The sequence below is a fragment of the Brevibacillus humidisoli genome (assembly GCF_020923435.1).
GTDB classification, from domain to species: domain Bacteria; phylum Bacillota; class Bacilli; order Brevibacillales; family Brevibacillaceae; genus Brevibacillus_E; species Brevibacillus_E humidisoli.
Map to the genome: position 1 here is coordinate 3156645 of NZ_CP087263.1, position 15868 is coordinate 3172512.

At 52.1% G+C, this 15868-nt stretch carries 16 protein-coding genes, 3 tRNA genes and 1 riboswitch; of the genes, 5 read left to right on the top strand and 14 right to left on the bottom strand.

Annotated features, from left to right (window positions below; genetic code table 11):
* Positions 1-26: 26 nt before the first annotated feature.
* Entirely contained in the window at positions 27-686 is a 660-nt protein-coding gene (locus LOK74_RS15505) for a DUF2306 domain-containing protein (protein ID WP_230042925.1), read from the top strand.
* A gap of 135 nt (positions 687-821) precedes the next feature.
* Here the strand turns inward: LOK74_RS15505 and LOK74_RS15515 are convergent, their stop codons facing one another.
* The 4 genes from LOK74_RS15515 to LOK74_RS15530 all read right to left on the bottom strand — a co-directional run bounded on the left by LOK74_RS15515 (position 822) and on the right by LOK74_RS15530 (position 4252).
* On the bottom strand, positions 822-1730 hold the full coding sequence (locus LOK74_RS15515; RefSeq protein WP_230042926.1) for a class I SAM-dependent methyltransferase: 909 nt from the start codon (positions 1728-1730) through the stop codon (positions 822-824).
* 76 nt (positions 1731-1806) lie between these two features.
* Positions 1807-2724 carry an NAD(P)/FAD-dependent oxidoreductase gene (locus LOK74_RS15520; RefSeq protein WP_230042927.1) on the bottom strand — a complete coding sequence of 306 codons (918 nt, stop codon included), beginning with the start codon at positions 2722-2724 and terminating at the stop codon, positions 1807-1809.
* Positions 2725-2781: 57 nt separating this feature from the next.
* Entirely contained in the window at positions 2782-3267 is a 486-nt protein-coding gene (locus LOK74_RS15525; protein WP_230042928.1) for an RrF2 family transcriptional regulator, read from the bottom strand.
* A gap of 109 nt (positions 3268-3376) precedes the next feature.
* On the bottom strand, positions 3377-4252 hold the full coding sequence (locus LOK74_RS15530; protein ID WP_230042929.1) for a LysR family transcriptional regulator: 876 nt from the start codon (positions 4250-4252) through the stop codon (positions 3377-3379).
* 126 nt (positions 4253-4378) lie between these two features.
* Here LOK74_RS15530 and LOK74_RS15535 point away from each other — a divergent pair, with 126 nt between their 5' ends.
* Together LOK74_RS15535 and LOK74_RS15540 are read left to right on the top strand one after the other, a co-directional pair.
* On the top strand, positions 4379-5296 hold the full coding sequence (locus LOK74_RS15535) for a PhzF family phenazine biosynthesis protein (RefSeq protein ID WP_230042930.1): 918 nt from the start codon (positions 4379-4381) through the stop codon (positions 5294-5296).
* Between the two features lie 47 nt (positions 5297-5343).
* Positions 5344-5550, top strand: a complete 207-nt coding sequence (locus LOK74_RS15540; RefSeq protein WP_230042931.1) for a hypothetical protein — start codon at positions 5344-5346, stop codon at positions 5548-5550.
* 377 nt (positions 5551-5927) lie between these two features.
* Here the strand turns inward: LOK74_RS15540 and LOK74_RS15545 are convergent.
* The 4 genes from LOK74_RS15545 to LOK74_RS15560 all read right to left on the bottom strand — a co-directional run bounded on the left by LOK74_RS15545 (position 5928) and on the right by LOK74_RS15560 (position 6674).
* Positions 5928-6010, bottom strand: a tRNA-Leu gene (locus LOK74_RS15545).
* A gap of 24 nt (positions 6011-6034) precedes the next feature.
* Positions 6035-6111, bottom strand: a tRNA-Pro gene (locus LOK74_RS15550).
* A 12-nt stretch (positions 6112-6123) separates the two neighbouring features.
* Positions 6124-6200: transfer RNA gene (locus tag LOK74_RS15555), tRNA-Arg, on the bottom strand.
* A 192-nt stretch (positions 6201-6392) separates the two neighbouring features.
* Positions 6393-6674 (bottom strand): DUF2573 family protein, encoded by a 282-nt coding sequence (locus LOK74_RS15560; RefSeq protein WP_230042932.1) that lies wholly within the window; start codon positions 6672-6674, stop codon positions 6393-6395.
* Between the two features lie 219 nt (positions 6675-6893).
* Between LOK74_RS15560 and LOK74_RS15565 the strand changes: the two genes are divergently transcribed.
* Entirely contained in the window at positions 6894-7199 is a 306-nt protein-coding gene (locus tag LOK74_RS15565) for a hypothetical protein (protein WP_230042933.1), read from the top strand.
* Between the two features lie 301 nt (positions 7200-7500).
* Here LOK74_RS15565 and LOK74_RS15570 read toward each other — a convergent pair whose 3' ends face one another.
* From LOK74_RS15570 to LOK74_RS15580, 3 genes are read right to left on the bottom strand one after another with little or no spacing between them, the layout of a single operon-like run.
* The gene (locus LOK74_RS15570) at positions 7501-8568 is read right to left on the bottom strand and encodes an ABC transporter permease (protein WP_230042934.1); all 1068 of its coding nucleotides are present in this window, start codon (positions 8566-8568) and stop codon (positions 7501-7503) included.
* Positions 8552-10081: a sugar ABC transporter ATP-binding protein gene (locus LOK74_RS15575; RefSeq protein ID WP_230042935.1), complete on the bottom strand. Its 1530-nt coding sequence runs from the start codon at positions 10079-10081 to the stop codon at positions 8552-8554. Before LOK74_RS15575 ends, LOK74_RS15570 begins: the two co-directional genes overlap by 17 nt.
* Positions 10082-10125: 44 nt before the next feature.
* Positions 10126-11295, bottom strand: a complete 1170-nt coding sequence (locus LOK74_RS15580; protein WP_230042936.1) for a sugar ABC transporter substrate-binding protein — start codon at positions 11293-11295, stop codon at positions 10126-10128.
* Between the two features lie 97 nt (positions 11296-11392).
* Positions 11393-11516, bottom strand: a riboswitch (SAM riboswitch).
* 236 nt (positions 11517-11752) lie between these two features.
* On the opposite strand from LOK74_RS15580, the gene LOK74_RS15585 reads away from it, so the two are divergent.
* Positions 11753-12628 (top strand): AraC family transcriptional regulator, encoded by an 876-nt coding sequence (locus LOK74_RS15585; RefSeq protein ID WP_230042937.1) that lies wholly within the window; start codon positions 11753-11755, stop codon positions 12626-12628.
* Positions 12629-12646: 18 nt separating this feature from the next.
* On the opposite strand, the gene LOK74_RS15590 is transcribed toward LOK74_RS15585, so the two are convergent.
* From LOK74_RS15590 to LOK74_RS15600, 3 genes are all read right to left on the bottom strand, one after another.
* Positions 12647-13258: a class I SAM-dependent methyltransferase gene (locus tag LOK74_RS15590; protein WP_230042938.1), complete on the bottom strand. Its 612-nt coding sequence runs from the start codon at positions 13256-13258 to the stop codon at positions 12647-12649.
* A 108-nt stretch (positions 13259-13366) separates the two neighbouring features.
* A complete protein-coding gene (locus LOK74_RS15595; protein ID WP_230042939.1) occupies positions 13367-14497 on the bottom strand; it encodes an MFS transporter in 1131 nt (376 codons plus the stop codon).
* Between the two features lie 78 nt (positions 14498-14575).
* Entirely contained in the window at positions 14576-15748 is a 1173-nt protein-coding gene (locus tag LOK74_RS15600) for a DmpA family aminopeptidase (protein WP_230042940.1), read from the bottom strand.
* Between the last annotated feature and the right edge of the window lie 120 nt (positions 15749-15868).

Below are 15868 nucleotides of genomic sequence, written 5' to 3' on the forward strand. Positions count from 1 at the left end.
ACATGGAGCCGCGGGAGTTGAATGACATGAGATTACGGAAAACATTATATGGGCTTTTGGCCTGTGTCAGCATTCTATTTATCCTTTACGCGTTGGTGGACAATTACGTTATCGACCCTGGAGCCGAGAGGTTTGTAGCCCAAAAAACCGGACTGAAGCGCGAGCTTAATCTCCCGGTCTGGTTAACCGTTATGCATGTTCATGTTGCCACTGCCTGCACGGCCTTGGCGGCGGGGCTGCTCAATTTTTCCCATCGCATCTTTGAAAAAAGTCGAACGTTCCATCGAATGAACGGCTACGTTTATTTCGTGTCCGTATTCGTTGTCGTGCTGACGTCCGGATATATGGCACCTTACGCCACGGGAGGAAAAATCAGCAGTATCGGATTTAATACGCTGAATATTTTATGGCTGTTTATAACCATTATGGCATTCGTTCAAATCAAAAAGAAACGGATCATCCAGCATCGGAACTGGATGATCCGAAGTTACGCCTTTTGTTTTACGAACCTGGTTATTCATGGCATCAGGCTTCTTCTACAAGGATTCGGTCTTGTTTACGCTACCAGCTATACAATTGGCGTATACGGCTCCATTGCCCTTCTGCTGGTTATCCCTGAGATTATCATCAGATCGATCGGTCAATTCAGAGAAGTTGACAAGGAGAGATTGATTCAACAGAAGTGAATGGGTGGAGATATCGTGTCTATTTACACAATAGTTCCGACGATTAGCACCGACGCATTAGTGCAGCGTTTGTAGCGTATGGCTGGTACCTCGCGATGAAACGGAAACTGGAAGCACACAAGAAGGTCATGTTGACTAAAGCGTATCGTACAGATTTTCTCTGGTGTACATGTTCTGATCCTGCAATCGAATGAGTACCTTGCCAAAACGGCCACTCTGCCGGACCACCACTTTACCTGATGGATACGTTTGCTCCAAATAGTCTGCAACCGTTTTCCGATTCCGATCATCTACAGGCAGACCGTGATTGCGAAGCCAGGTCATCACTTCCTGCAACGCCGCTTCTCTGGAGACTTCCGTCGTTTTCGTTTCCCGTGAGATAAGCGATTCATAGGAGTATCCTTTGAGATACAGCAGATGGAGCAAATATCCCATTTCAGCGTTTTCCGTCTTGAGGGGCTGATCGGTGACCAACGGCCAGATTTCATTCACCAGACTGTTCTCTATGGAACCCGCGGACATACTGATATAACAAAACTGCCGGGCGCAATGGAGTACCTTCTCCACGCTCTCCCAATTGAGAATGACCGGGCACATCGAGACAAAGACGAGATCAAAGGCATGGCTCCAGCCCCTGGCCTGCACGTCAATATCCTCAAACGGTTCCGGTACAATCTTCACTTTGTCTTCGGCAAAGGTTGCGATGTTCTCTTCCAGCAGTTCCACCAGCGCAAGAGAGGGCTCTACGGCGGTTACATGGGCCCCTCGCTCCGCAAACGGCACCGAAAATACTCCCGAAGCAGCCCCAATGTCTAGAACGGAGGCGTTTTTGAATCGAACACCTTGTCCTTCAAGCCAGTTCATGATTCGTTTGGTTCGTTTCCTTCCCTCTTCATTAAACGATTGCTCGTTGAAAGCCCTGGCCTTATGATCAAAGGCTCTGGCCGGTTCGATACCGGCTTTTTGCATCTTCTTCGCGCTAGTATCGGGATCGTCTTTCCACGCTTTTTCCCAAATGGCTGCATGAAATAACTCATTCATCATCGTTCCTCACTCTTTTCACTATGGTTTATGGAGACTGAACCCCCAATATTACCTGTCATACCTGTCGCAATAATCTTCATCCGTTCCGCCTCCAAGCCTCCATATTCAGTTCATTGTTTATGGCCGCGGCGGCAAATGCGCCCATGGAGGCGGCAGCAATGGCCTGATGCAGCCGCAAAGCCGCATCCCCGGCGCTGTAGACGCCCGGAACATTCGTTTTCCCGAAGTCATCGACGACAACCATTCCCGTTTCCGTGATGTTGCATCCGATGGCTCGTGGCAAGTCCGATCCCGTAACCAGATTCGGTTTAAAAAAGATGCCCCTGCACGGAATGGTCGTTCCGTCTTCGAGAACTACTTGCTGCACAATACCGGCGTCTGAGTCGATGGACCGGATGGGCGATTCGTATACGGGGACGCGATGCCGACGCAGCTCCTCGCGCTGTGTGTCCGTCAGCTCATCGGGGCCGTTCGTGCAGATGGTAAAACGGTTCGTCCATCCAGATATGAGTGGAGCGAAGTGCATGGCATCGCCCCCCTTGGCAATGACGACAAGCGGCTGGTCTCTCAATTCCCAGCCATCGCAATACGGGCAGACGAAGGCGCTTTTTCCATAAACCTCTGCTAATCCAGGAATGTCCAGCGGTCGATCCTTCATTCCGACGGCAAACAGCAGCTTTTTGCTTGTAAAAGTGTTTCCTTGCGCAGTCGTAATTTGAAAATGACCGTCTGTCCCCGCAATCGACACGGCCGTATCCGCCACGAAAGACACGGAGGGATAGGCGCTGATCTCTTCCTTTGCCATTCGCCGAAATTCACTGGGACTTATTCCGTCGCGAGTAAGAAAGCCGTGGGCCTCGCGAGTCACGGCGTTGCGGGGACGGCCTTCATCGATCACCGCCACATTTTTCCTCGCCCGCCCCAACACAAGGGCGGCATTCAACCCTGCCGGGCCTGCGCCAATAATCACTACATCGAGAAGTTGTTTTTCCATATTATTAATACACCTCCACGGATCTACAATATCCATAATTAACGTACAAGAAGTGTATCACTTCTTGTCCACTTCATGGTTGCAACGCTTGTTAGCCTCATCCAGTACTGACTGAATTGTCTGTTCCCGCAAGTATTGATGCAGATGTTGTTCCGCGCCGTCCATCACCTTTTTAACCAGACATTCGCCGTTGCCCAGGCCGTTCCCAATCCGTTCGGCACCTTTCGCTTCGGCTAACAACCGATGCTGCTGCGAATTCAAGTTGGAGCATTCGAACAGATGCTGTCTCCCTTCAATCACTTGAATAACATCAAGAAACGTAATCTCACCGGCCTGTCGCGCAAGCTCGTAACCGCCTTTCACCCCCGGCACAGCACGTACGATTCCATCCTGCCTCAGTTTGGACATGATTTTGGATAAGTAGCTTTCTGAAACGCCGAGCATCGCAGCTAACTCCTTGATTCCGATGTTGTAGCGGCGCTCCGAGTTAGCCAAATGAAGTAAGGCGTGCAGGGCATAATCGGTGCTTTTAGAGAACTGCATGTTTCCCTCCTCGCTGCCTAAGATCATTATTATTATGGAGTTGTAATATCTATAATAGACAATTCGGCTCCAATGTGCAAGGATCGATCGAGAGACAAAATATTTCGGCTCATTCCATCTCTTTCATCAACTGTTTGGCTGTTTCGATAAACGCTCGCGTAGCCGGCGAAACGGTCTCCAGCGAGGTGACGGCGATGGCAATTTCCCGAAAGACCTGCTCATCCAACGATTTGACAACTACCTGGTATTGGCCAGGAGATATCGTCATTTCAGGCAGGATCGTCGCCCCTAATCCGGCTTGTACGAGGGAAACAATAGCCTGGTTGTCCGCCACTTCAAACACAACGTTAGGCTTCAGGCGGTTTTTCTGGAAAAGCTGCTTCACGAGGGCATCACACCCAGCTTTTGGCATTATAAACGGTTCGTTCGCAATTTCTTCCACACGAAGCTGGTCCCTAGCGGCGAGTTCATGCTGTTTCGGCAATACGGCAACCAGTCGATCTTTTACCAACGGTACGGTATCGAACGCGACTTCGGCAGGCAGAGACAGAAAGCCAAGGTCGACAGCAAAACTAGAGATCCAGTTCTGAATCTCCTCATAACCGCCTTCAAACAATTTTATCTTGATCGCAGGATGGTTGGATTGGAATTGTTTCATCATCGAAGGCAACCATCGTGCGGCAACGCTCGGGAATACGCCGACCCTTACAGTGCCGGTCTCCAATCCGGCAATTGCAGCCGCTTCTTGTTTTATTTTCTGCGTCAATTGCAATATATGTTGCACGTAGCTGGACATTCTTTGCCCTTCATCGGTCAAAAGTACTCCTGAACGGCTTCTTTTGAATAGGGTAAACCCAAACTCTGACTCCAATCCCGCAATCGCGTGACTGACAGCTGATTGAGTTAGACCCAAAACTTCGCCGGCTTTTGTAAAGCTGCCCGTCTCCACAATGCTCTGAAACACTTCCAATTGCACCAGTGTCATCTTATCTCACCTTATATATAAATAATTTTCATTTATGATATTATAATGATTCATTTGATTCATATAAAGCTCGGATATAAGATGAATATAAAGGAATTTTCAGCCCGATAAAGGTGAGATGCCTAGATGAGAACATTAGCTTACACGCTGACCGACGTATTTACAGATCGAATATTTGGCGGCAACCAGCTTGCCGTTTTCACGCAACCGCCTGCATTAAGCACGGGAGAAATGCAGGCCATCGCCAGAGAACTGAATCTTTCAGAAACCGTATTCGTATATGAGCCAGATCACGCACGCCATCATAGAAAGCTGAGAATTTTTACCCCCGATATCGAATTGCCGATGGCCGGCCATCCGACGATTGGAACAGCCTATGTTTTGGCAAATGAAGGCTTGATCGAGACGGTGGAAGGAGAGAACGTGTGGGTTTTTGAAGAGGGTGTTGGCGACATTACGGTGATCGTACAGAAAGAAAATGGGCGTATCGGAAAAATCGAGATGTTCCAGCCTACACCCGTCTTTGGGGAAGTATTTCACAATAAACAATCGGCTGCGGAACTGCTTTCGTTAGCGGTTGAAGACATACGCCAGGATTTGCCGATCCAAACCGTGTCGACAGGCGTACCCTTTCTGTTTATTCCTGTTCAATCGCTCGCGGCCATGCGCCGGATCCATTTTAGACCGGATGTTTGGCAGGAGGGATTTGCCACCGATGAGCATACCCGGCATATCTTCGCTTTTGCTGTGGAAACGGAAAACGCGGACTCCGACGTCCACAGTCGAATGTTCGCTCCGGCGATGGGGATCAGAGAAGATCCGGCGACAGGTGGGGCGAGTGGACCCCTTGGAGTCTACCTGGTTGAGCATGGCGTTGTCCCTCCTGCTGTACAAGGCGTATACGAGATTCGCAGCGAGCAAGGGTTGGAAATGGGCAGGCCAAGCCTAATCGATATTACCGTTGTGAAGCATGGTCATGAGTACAAACAAGTGAAAGTTGGCGGAACCAGTGTGAAAGTAGGGGAAGGAAAGCTATATGTATAGGAGGAACTAGGTGAATCTTGACAAGTTGAGTTAGGAAAGGAGTTAAAATGAGTAAATCAATCTTACAAGCATTTATATTTTCAGTGGGCGTGCATGTCTTGATTATTGCTGTATTCATTGGTTATATGGAATATAAAGCCTATGACTACGGGTTTTCTTTCGGAGCAGACGTAACGGGGTTATTGCTTGCGACGGTATCTTTCTTCATGATGCTTATTCTTTTCGTTAAGTGGGTTATTAATAAAGCGAGGTGAATCCATTTTATAAGCACGATATTACCGGCTAAGATATTCCGCTGCATTTGTCAATCGACCTCGATAAAACCGGATCGTAAGTTCATTGATGTTGCGGATTTTATAATCGCGCAGAAACACCTGGAGCGCCGTTTCGAAATCATCGACAAGGTGCATCGGTTTCTGTAACGGTTCAAAGCCTCGGTCCGGTAATTGGTTCCGTCTTCTTCGTGTCAAATACCATCGCCCGCGATCGTATTCGTTCCGTTGGAGAGACGATTTTGTCGCGCGCGGCTGGTCGCGAATATACACATCATGACCGCCTATTATTTCCCGGACCACTAAACGGAAAAACGCCGACTGAACATACGTACAATCAGCGTCATATCAACGTTTGATGGTGCCGGTAGAGGGACTTGAACCCCCACGGTTTCCCTCACGATTTTGAGTCGCGCGCGTCTGCCAATTCCGCCATACCGGCCCAATAATAGAAATAATGAAACAATGGTCGGGAAGACAGGATTTGAACCTGCGACCTCTTGGTCCCGAACCAAGCGCTCTACCAAGCTGAGCCACTTCCCGACTCAAAGAAAATGGCGTGCCCTGAGAGATTCGAACTCCCGACCTTTTGATTCGTAGTCAAACGCTCTATCCAGCTGAGCTAAGGGCACGTATCCATTGTTGTATCTGCTCTCGTATCGAGCAGCATATCAACTGCCGACATTAATAGATCATAACAGCTTTACACCAGAAAGTCAAGAGGTTTTTCCGTTGTGAATCAAAAATGAGCGGCAAAAAATATAGTAGCACTAAACACAAGCAAAATCAATGGTAATAGAAAGGAATAGAGAGACTCTCTTCCTTCACTGCGGAAGAGAGCCGTTGCTCGGATTCTGGTTCTTTTCTGCGTTCCACTGCTTGATCTGCTCCACCATCTGTTTGATTTGGCCGCGTGCTTCCTGATGATCCGGTTCGCTCGCCCAATGTTGGATGAGCTGCGGCATCACCTTTAGCATATGGCTGTAGAGACACCATACCTTGACCATTTCCACCCGCTCCGGAGTCGCTTCGCCTGTCAGCAGTTCGGTAAACTTGTAAACCAGTTCTTCCAGTTCCGGTACGAGCGGCTTGTTCGGCTGATCCACTGCGATTCCTCCCTTCGAATCATTCCAGGCATGATACGCAAGCTCCCCAGATTCTGCAATCCCTCACGTATCCTCACAGTCGCTTACTCCGCCTCATTGTACCACAAACTGGTCGTCTTTACCGAGTGCATCATGCATGTGACTTCCAGCAATCCCCATCAAGTCCGCTTAACCAAAACGGGAACGCTATCCAACAGGCACCCAGAAAGGAGTGTACAGATGGAAGAGAAACAGAAAGCGGAGGAACTGTCGCTGCCCGACTTTGCCGAACTGAACGATCGGCTGATCGTGGAGCACTCCCCCGGCCCATTTTTCCGGATGCGGACCAACCTGGATGAGCAACAGGACGATACGTCAAAAGCTGTCGGAGAGGCTGCTAGACCTTCCGTGGATGTTGCGGCACCTGCCGTAGATACTGTCAGATCATCCCCAGATGCTGCCAAGCCTGCCGAAGATGCTGTCGATTACCCACAAACCAGTGCTACCGAGGAGATGACACAGTACTTCGGGGACGAAGCAGAGTAAGCTCTCTACAGCCTCATCTACGCCGCTGCCTGACCATCAGCTTATTGAACAGCTCTGCCAGGACGGACAAAGAAGGAGTCCGTCGCCAACACGAGCAGATCAGCGGTGAACTCCGGCATTGGGTCTCATTTGGGTACACACTAGGTATGGGAAGTGTACGCACCAGGTATTGAATCAAGAGATATCTATGGCGCCCAACGTCAGAATGGAAAAACTGGCGTGCAGTAGAGACGCAGTAAAAGGGCATGCCCTCATTCCATCTTCTGTACGAGGGCACCGCTTTGTGCCATTTTTCGCCTTGTCAGCCTTTCCGCCACTTGGGCAGATAGGTAAACGCCAGTGCTCCGGCCAGTACGACCCCTTTGACGATATCTTGCGCGTAATAGGGGACGTTGAGCATGGTCAATCCGTTCATCATCACGCCCATCAACACGGCGCCGCAAAACGTTCCAAAGGCGTTGGGCTTGCCCTGACCAAAGATGGAAAACCCGATAAAGGCAGCGGCCACCGCGTCCATCAACAGCGGCGCTCCCGCCATAACCTGACCGGTACCGATCCGGGCAGCCAGCACGATACCGCCCAAAGAAGCAAAAAAGGCTGACAACAGGTAAGCCAACGTCCGGTAGCGGTTCACCGGGATGCCAGAGAGGCGGGCCGCTTCGATATTCCCGCCTGTGACGTAGAGAAACCGGCCGTACCGGGTATAGGTTAAAAAGAGATGAACCAGGACAACCACCACACCCATCAAAATCACCGGTACAGGAATGCCAAACAGCTTGCCTTGTCCAATGAACAAAAAGGACGGAATGATAATGCCTGGAGCGGTACTTCCATCTTCCATCGGCATGTTGTTGTAGATGGAAAACCCTTTTGTATAGCTGAGATGGATCCCCTGAAAGATGTACATCGTGACCAGCGTGGCCAGGATGTCGGGAATCCGCACGCGGACGACCAACAGGGAGTTGACCAGTCCGATCACCAGTCCGACCAGCAATGGCAGCAGGATCGCCACCAACAGTTCCTGCCGGTACCATACCATCAGCGATGCCGACAAGACGGTGGAGACACTGACAATCGAGCCGACAGACAGGTCAAATCCGCCTACAATCAGCGAAAAGGTAACGCCAATCGCAACCAGCGTAACGATCGAGATGGACCGTAGAATATCAGCCAGATTGGCATACGTGAGAAAATTCTCGTTCACAATACTAAAAAAGAGAATGACGGCGGCAATGGCCGCAAGCGATCCATATCGCTGGACAAACGGTGTCAACTTCTGTTTGCCCGAAGCCTTCTTCTCTGCCGCCGTATCAGACGGATCGGATGAGCCGCCGATTACAGACGTTTGCTGTTCAGGATTCGCTTCCATCCGCTTCACCTCCACTTGCATACAACATCACTGTCTCTGGTGTTACCGCTCCACTGATCCACTCGCTCCGCTCCCACTCTTTGACGATTCGTCCATTCTCCATCACCAGCAGACGATCGGCAATCCCCATCGCCTCATCGATCTCACTGGAGAAGTAGACGATTCCCTTTTGTTCGGCGGCTAGTTGATTGATCAGCCGGAAAATATCGCTTTTGGCCCCGATGTCGACCCCTTTGGTCGGCTCGTCAAACATGTAGACCTGTGCATCCCGCAGCAGCCACTTGCCGACGGCCACTTTCTGCTGATTGCCGCCGGACAGCCGGCCGACGAGTTGATCTAACCCCGCCGCCTTGATGCCAAGCCGCTCAACCATTGACGCCGCTCTGCTCGTTTCCGTGCCACGCTGGACGACGCCCGCTGTACAGTACGCTGCCAGATTGGCCAGCGTCAGATTGTCCTTCACCGTTTCCTCCACCAGCACACCGTGCTGTCTCCGTTCTTCCGGCACCAGTACAATCCCGTGCCAGATCGCCTCCATCGGTGTCCGGCAGCTGATCACCCGTCCGCTCAGCCAAACCCGTCCGTCCTCCATGCGATCGGCACCAAACAGGAGACGCGCCGTCTCACTTTTGCCGGCGCCTACCAGGCCAACGACCGCCACCACTTCTCCCGCATGCAGCCTGAGGTCGAATCGCTTCACCTTGTGTCCCGCCCGCAAGCCGCTGACTTCTAGCAAAAGATCTCCCCGCTCAGTCGGCTCCTTGGGGAATTCCTCGGCAAAACGTTTGCCCAACATCGCCGCTACGACCTCGTCCATGTCTGTGTCGCCCACTGTGCGCTGCAGGACATTTTGACCGTCTCGCAGCACCGTGATCCGATCGGCGATGCGAAACACTTCTGACAAGCGGTGGGAAATGTAGACGACGCCGATCCCTCTCTGCTTCAGCCGTCCGATCAAGGCAAACAGCGCCTCCGCTTCTCTAAGACTAAGCGGTGCCGTAGGTTCGTCAAAAATGACAAAGCGCACGTCCTGCGCGACAGCCCGCGCAATCAGCACAAACTGCTTTTCAGCCAAGGTCAACTGTTCTACCTGAGTAGTCAACGGGAGGGAAAAGCCGCATTCATCCACGATGCGCTGTGCTTCCCCCACCAGCCGCCAAGGAGAGACGAACAAACCGGAGCGCGACACCTGCCGATCCAGCAGGATGTTTTCTGCCGTATTGAGGGAAGGAATCAGTCCGGTATCCACTTCCTGCTGTACCAGGTGGATGCCCGCCTGCTTGGCCGCGCGGGGCGTACCGAGGGTGAGCGGCTCACCATCCAGGATGACCGCTCCCGCACTGGCTGTCTGGGCACCTGAGAGAATTTTCATCAGTGTGCTTTTTCCTGCGCCGTTAGCACCGAGCAGGGCATGCACTTCTCCGCCTCTAACCGCAAAATCGACGCCTTGGAGGGCGGCAGCGTCCCCGTACCACTTGGATACCTGTCTCATCTCCAACAGGGAGCTTTTCATCCCACGTCCTCCTTTTTCGGTCAGTCTTGTCATTATGTCAAGCGCTAGTCGCTATTCTTGCTCTCCAGTGTCGACATCCAGGGCGAGATGGCAGCGTCGCTTTTTCCCCAGCCATTGACGTACTTCGGCAATTCGTCCATGTTGATTGGCGTATCCGGCAATTTTTCCTGTTCCACCAGATGAGGATCAAGCGAGAAGTACTTCGGTGTTTTCTCCCCGGCGATTTTTTGGTACAGGAAGCGGGTCTGTACGCGGCCGATATCGGCCGGATCGGTTGCGGCTGATGCTTTCCACGGACTGCCTTCTTCCTGAATCATCTGCAAGTCCTCGTCGGACAGGTCAATCCCGTACACCTTGATTTCTGTCCGTCCGGCTGCCTTGATCGCGCGGGTCGCCCCTTTGGCGAACTCATCCCATGGTGCCCATACGGCAGCGATATCCCCTTTATTGGGATACTTCTTCAGGATCGCTTCCATCTGGGCTTGCGTGTCGAGCGCCGTATTGGCCGTCGCTGAGCCAAAGCGGGCAATCTCCTTGATATTGGGATAACGCTGCAGAAAGATGTTGTAGACACGGTTCCGTTTTTCCATCGGCGCGAATCCGCCAACCCAGATGTAGACGATCTGCCCCTGTCCGTCTATGTCCTGTGCCAGCTTCTTCAGTCCCTGCCAAGCGAGGCCGTAATCATCCTGGTCCATGATTGTGACGCCTTCCACTTTATCAAGATCGTTGTCAAAGGAGACAACCGGGATGCCCGCCTGCACGGCTCGCTCCACTCCAGCCTGCAGCGCTTCCGCCCGACCGTGGTTGATCAGGATGCCGTCTACCTTTTGATTGACAGCCGTGTCCAGATGAGCCGCCATCTTGGCCAGATCGTTGTCCGCATTGTAGACGGTCAGCTCACCGCCAAAACGCTTCACCTGCTCTTCTACCCCTTGTTGATACTGGGATGAGAACGTTCCGATCGAAAACTCACTGATCAGCGCGATCTTGAGCGGCTTGTCGACTGCTGCAGGAATCTCCGCACTGGCGCCAGACGATTCTGTCTCTCCTCCCGATTCGGTAGATGCCGTCTCCGTCGTTGACGAGTCCTGCTGTTGCGGCTCTGTCTGGGTCTGATCTGTCTGGGCTTGCTGCAGCGGCGGCTGTTCATTGGTGCATCCGGCCAGCACGACCACCAGCAGCAAAAGTAGTGTCATCCATTTTTTCAACATGTAGGCTCCCCCTTGTCTGTCTGTGTTCGCAGTGAAACGACCGGAAATGAAAAAACCCCTTTCCCTGAGGAAAGAGGTGGTTCGTACGAGACGCCGCCTCTTATCTCTCAGGATTGCTCCTGCAGGAGTTAGCACCGTGCCGTCTGCTGTGGCGATCACAGCAGGTGCGGTCGGTTGCCGGGCGTCATCGGGCCAGTCCCTCAGCCTGCTCTCGATAAGAGAATAGGGTATTCAATTCCGAGTATTCCACTCTAACATAATTGGTAATAGCAACATCATACAGTCGTTTGTACGCTTCGTCAATCCCTTTTTATTTTGTGAAATCAGAAAATCTTGCATGTTTGCGTCCTAACACCCTACCCTAAAGCCATAAAGAACAGATCCTGCAGTATTGTGCACGAAATGTCGGATGGGTCGATTTCACTCCTGCTATTCTATTGACAAAGGAGGTCATCCAATGGATTTGCTCAAGAACATGAACCAAGCGATCACCTATATCGAGGAAAATCTCGCCAACGAGATCGACTTGAGAGAAGCGGCCAGACTGGCTCTCTGTTCGGAATATCATTTTAAAAGGATGTTTTCCTTCCTCGCCGGCATCACGCTATCGGAATACATCCGCCGCAGACGCCTTACGCTTGCAGCATTTGAGCTTACACACAGCAGCATGAGAATCATCGATATCGCGATCAAATATGGATACAGCTCACCCGACTCGTTTGCCAGAGCGTTTCAAAGTTTGCACGGCGTAACGCCATCAGAAGCCAGAAATAGCGGTCCATCACTAAAAGCATTTCCGCCAATGACCTTCCAGTTGTCAATTAAAGGAGGAAAAGAAATGAACTACCGCATCGAGGAAAAAGGAGCGTTTCGCATCGTTGGCATCAAAAAAAGAGTGCCTATTCTATTCCAGGGGATCAATCCAGAGATTGCTGCTATGTGGAAAACGCTAGATAATAAGACGATCCTTACACTAAAGCAGCTCTCCAATGTGGAGCCTACGGGACTGATTCAAGCATCCACCAACTTTTCGGAGGGCCGAATGGAGGAAAAAGGGGAGTTGGATCATTATATAGGCGTGGCAACGACGAATGTGTGCCCGGACCACCTGGCCCACCTGGAAGTCCCTGCCTCAACATGGGCTGTATTCCAAGCTGTCGGACCATTTCCTGATACGCTGCAGGAGACCTGGGGACGCATCTATGCCGAATGGTTTCCCTCCTCCAGCTACGAACAGATAGAAGGTCCTGAAATCCTGTGGAATGAACACAACGATATCAGCTCACCGACGTTTAAAAGTGAGATCTGGATTCCCGTACTGAAAAGGCGGTAATGGCAGGGCCATTACCGCTTATTTTTTGCATACGGCGACACCCAGGTAATACTTCACATCTCGCCGCGGCGGCTCGATTGTCACGCCCCGCTGATAATAGAGCTCTACTTCCTGAAACGCATGGAACAGTTCCGCAAACTCCGCCTCCGTGAACTGATGGACATGGAACGGTTCGCTGCACGGTTTCCCTCTTCCCTGCCCGAATGGCGACGACAAGACGAGCGTCCCGCCAGGACGGAGCATCTCGTAAAGACTTGCCATAAACCGTTGGTCGTCATCCAGGTGCTCAATGGTTTCAAAACTGACAATCGTATCAAACAATCCCAGCTTCTGCGGCAATTCCGGGTCCAAGGCGTCTGCCGTCTGATAGGTGATCAACGGATGGTTGTACGTCTTGTTGGCATATTGAATCGTCTCCGGATCTACATCGACACCGACGATTTCTGCTGCTTCTTTTTTGCACGTCTTGGCCATCATGTGGGTTCCGTAGCCGACACCGCAGGCAAGATCGAGAACCCGCCCCTCTACATAAGGCGTAGCAAAGTAATAACGGGCCAGATGCTCCAACAAAAGTCCGTTGGTGGGCTTCATCAACTCGGGTATGACTCGTTCACCAGTTAGTTTCAACAACAGCGATCACCAACTTTGTGTAGGATGTGTCCCATGCTCTTTATGGTATCAATTTTTTAGCCAGATTGGTATGTTCACATACTTGAAAGTGTCCCTAGCAGGGTATGCCTAGCGATTCTTCGGCACCGTAGTGCTGAACAGCAGACTGAGCAGAGAGCCGATTGACATCACCAGATACAAAGTAGAGCCGCCGAATCGGTCAAATACCCAACCACCGGCAAACGAACCGATAATCCCTGAGATGCCAAAGAAGATCACGGCCAACGCCGTTTGTCCTGTCGCTCTCCATTCTTCGGGTACGATCTGATACAAGTATTGGATCGATGCCAGATAAAAGACGGCAAACGTAAGCCCGTGCAGCAGTTGCAGATAGACGACCCACTGCGGGTCCGTCACCAGCGAACAGGCCAGGTAGCGCAACACATACACGACGGCAGCGACCTGGATTAACTGCCGTTCTTTCCCCTTGCGCAGCCACCACGCACTGCCGGCAAAAAAAGCCACCTCGCTCATGGAAGCGAGGAACCAGGCCTGCCCCACCATGCCTGTGGTGCCGTCCATACTCTGGATGTATACGCCCAGAAAAACATCATTGGTGCGATGCGGAATGGCAGCAATCAGCACCAGCAAGAAAAACCACAGTGTTTTCGGATAAAACAGGAATTGCTGCAAGCTGGCCAAGGAGACGGGCTTGCCTGCCGCTGGCGCATCGGGAATGGCAAAGGCAAGCAGCAGGGTAATCAGGGCATAACCGAAGAAGAGCACCGCCATACTTCCTATCCCGAACCAATCAAGGACGTATCCGATGAACAGGGAAGCCGTCGCATATCCGATCGCACCAAACATGCGGATCGAGCCGAAGCTGATCTGATGCTGCTGGGCCACTTGGTAGCTGAGACTTTCCGTCAGTGGATCGCTGGGCAGCAGAAAAAAGTAGAGCAGGAGTACAAAGACCAACAGCAGCAGAATGTTGGAAAACTGAAACAGCAGGGTTCCCAGCACGAGGGAAACAGCCAAAACCACGATCACTACTTTTCGGATCGTCCGATACTTGTCACTGATCACTCCCCAAATCGGCTGGGAGATGATGCCGACGAAAGCCCCGACTCCTACCAGAAGGCCGATCTCCGCAGGTGAAATGCCTCGGCCATTGAGGTAAACCGGTAAAAACGAAATAAAAATGGCAAGCAGTGAAAAGTAAAAGTAATTGTATGCACGCAGCGCATAAATCGGTATCATCGCGTTTCCCTTCCTGATCTTCCGTCTTCGTTCACGCTGTGCTTTTGCTTCCGGCAGCGCCAGTACCTATGCCTGCTCTCATCCCTCAACACCAAAAAAACGCATCCGATCCAGCAAGTCGTAAGGAAAAGCTTCCCTGTAGCGGCCTGACTGTCCGGTTGTGGCAGCGGCCTTGCAGAGCGAATTGAGGATCGACTCGTGGACCACTTCCGCCGCCATCTCAAACAGGCGGTTGATCGTCTCCCCGTCTTCTCGCAACAGCTCAACCTGTTCACGCTGGCCCGCTTGCGGATCCTTTTCACCCTGTCGGGACTGATCTGCCCGCTGAGTGGCGATCCTGCGGGCAGTAGAAAAGGCGATCACGATATCGCCGCTGCCGTGGGCTGCATAACTGCCTGTCCTCGCCAACCCGAAGACAGCCCGTTTGGCCAGTCGCTTCAACTGCCGTGCATCAAGCGGCGCATCCGTAGCCAAGGCGATCATAATCGAGCCATCGGGCAGCGGTTCCTCACTGGTGTTCGATTGCGGACGGAGCTGCTCTCGTCCGACACGGTTGGGCTCCTCCGCTTGCTCATCCCTCGCCAGCGGACTTAGCCAACCCCACAGGTTCAAGTCGGCCAGCCTTCCGAAGTTGCTAACCACCAGTCCACCGACTGTATACGCCTGCTCCCCTGTGTCGATCCGCCGGGAACTAGTGCCGACCCCGCCTTTGTACCCGAGACAGGACATGCCAACTCCTGCGCCGACCGCCCCTTCCTCTAGATTGGTCTGGGAGGCATTGCGAATCGCCTCTATCGCATGATCCGGCGTCACATGAAGTCCACGGATGTCGTTTAAATAGGCATCGTTGCACTCACCGACAATCACGTTTACTGTGCCGGCACTCGTGCCGATTTCCGGGGTTTGCGCCAACTGGTACTGTACCGCCCCGTGCAGGACTGCCCCGACGGAGAGCGTGTTGGTGAACAGGATCGGACTCTCGATCTGTCCCAATTCCTCCACCTGTACCAAGCCAGTCGTCTTGCCAAAACCGTTGATCACATGACAGGCGGCAGGCACCTTTTCCCGAAACAGGTTGCCGCCATGCGGCAGAATCGCGGTGACACCGGTACGAACCGCTCGCCCATCGGGCAAATCCTGGTTAAGCGTGACATGGCCTACTCTCACCCCGGCTACATCGACAATCGCATTCTGGTTTCCGGGCTGATACCGGCCGACCTGATACCCTAATTCGCGAAGACGCTTCCGCATCTCCTCTCCCTCCATTCGGTCTGCTGCTCCACCATCGTTTCTCAGAACAGCTCAATAAGTACTATCTTAACGAACAGTCATCAAGTAAGACAATTGTTTAGGGAAAAATCGGTACTTGTC

Excerpts from the sequence above, each read along its gene's own strand:
- LOK74_RS15540 (WP_230042931.1), top strand. The coding sequence starts at position 5,344 with ATGAGTAAATCAATCTTACAAGCATTTATATTTTCAGTGGGCGTGCAT.
- LOK74_RS15570 (WP_230042934.1), bottom strand. The coding sequence starts at position 8,568 with ATGGAAGCGAATCCTGAACAGCAAACGTCTGTAATCGGCGGCTCATCC.
- LOK74_RS15600 (WP_230042940.1), bottom strand. The coding sequence starts at position 15,748 with ATGCGGAAGCGTCTTCGCGAATTAGGGTATCAGGTCGGCCGGTATCAG.
- LOK74_RS15575 (WP_230042935.1), bottom strand. The coding sequence starts at position 10,081 with ATGAAAAGCTCCCTGTTGGAGATGAGACAGGTATCCAAGTGGTACGGG.
- LOK74_RS15515 (WP_230042926.1), bottom strand. The coding sequence starts at position 1,730 with ATGATGAATGAGTTATTTCATGCAGCCATTTGGGAAAAAGCGTGGAAA.
- LOK74_RS15520 (WP_230042927.1), bottom strand. The coding sequence starts at position 2,724 with ATGGAAAAACAACTTCTCGATGTAGTGATTATTGGCGCAGGCCCGGCA.
- LOK74_RS15595 (WP_230042939.1), bottom strand. The coding sequence starts at position 14,497 with ATGATACCGATTTATGCGCTGCGTGCATACAATTACTTTTACTTTTCA.
- LOK74_RS15565 (WP_230042933.1), top strand. The coding sequence starts at position 6,894 with ATGGAAGAGAAACAGAAAGCGGAGGAACTGTCGCTGCCCGACTTTGCC.
- LOK74_RS15585 (WP_230042937.1), top strand. The coding sequence starts at position 11,753 with ATGGATTTGCTCAAGAACATGAACCAAGCGATCACCTATATCGAGGAA.
- LOK74_RS15505 (WP_230042925.1), top strand. The coding sequence starts at position 27 with ATGAGATTACGGAAAACATTATATGGGCTTTTGGCCTGTGTCAGCATT.
- LOK74_RS15525 (WP_230042928.1), bottom strand. The coding sequence starts at position 3,267 with ATGCAGTTCTCTAAAAGCACCGATTATGCCCTGCACGCCTTACTTCAT.
- LOK74_RS15530 (WP_230042929.1), bottom strand. The coding sequence starts at position 4,252 with ATGACACTGGTGCAATTGGAAGTGTTTCAGAGCATTGTGGAGACGGGC.
- LOK74_RS15580 (WP_230042936.1), bottom strand. The coding sequence starts at position 11,295 with ATGTTGAAAAAATGGATGACACTACTTTTGCTGCTGGTGGTCGTGCTG.
- LOK74_RS15535 (WP_230042930.1), top strand. The coding sequence starts at position 4,379 with ATGAGAACATTAGCTTACACGCTGACCGACGTATTTACAGATCGAATA.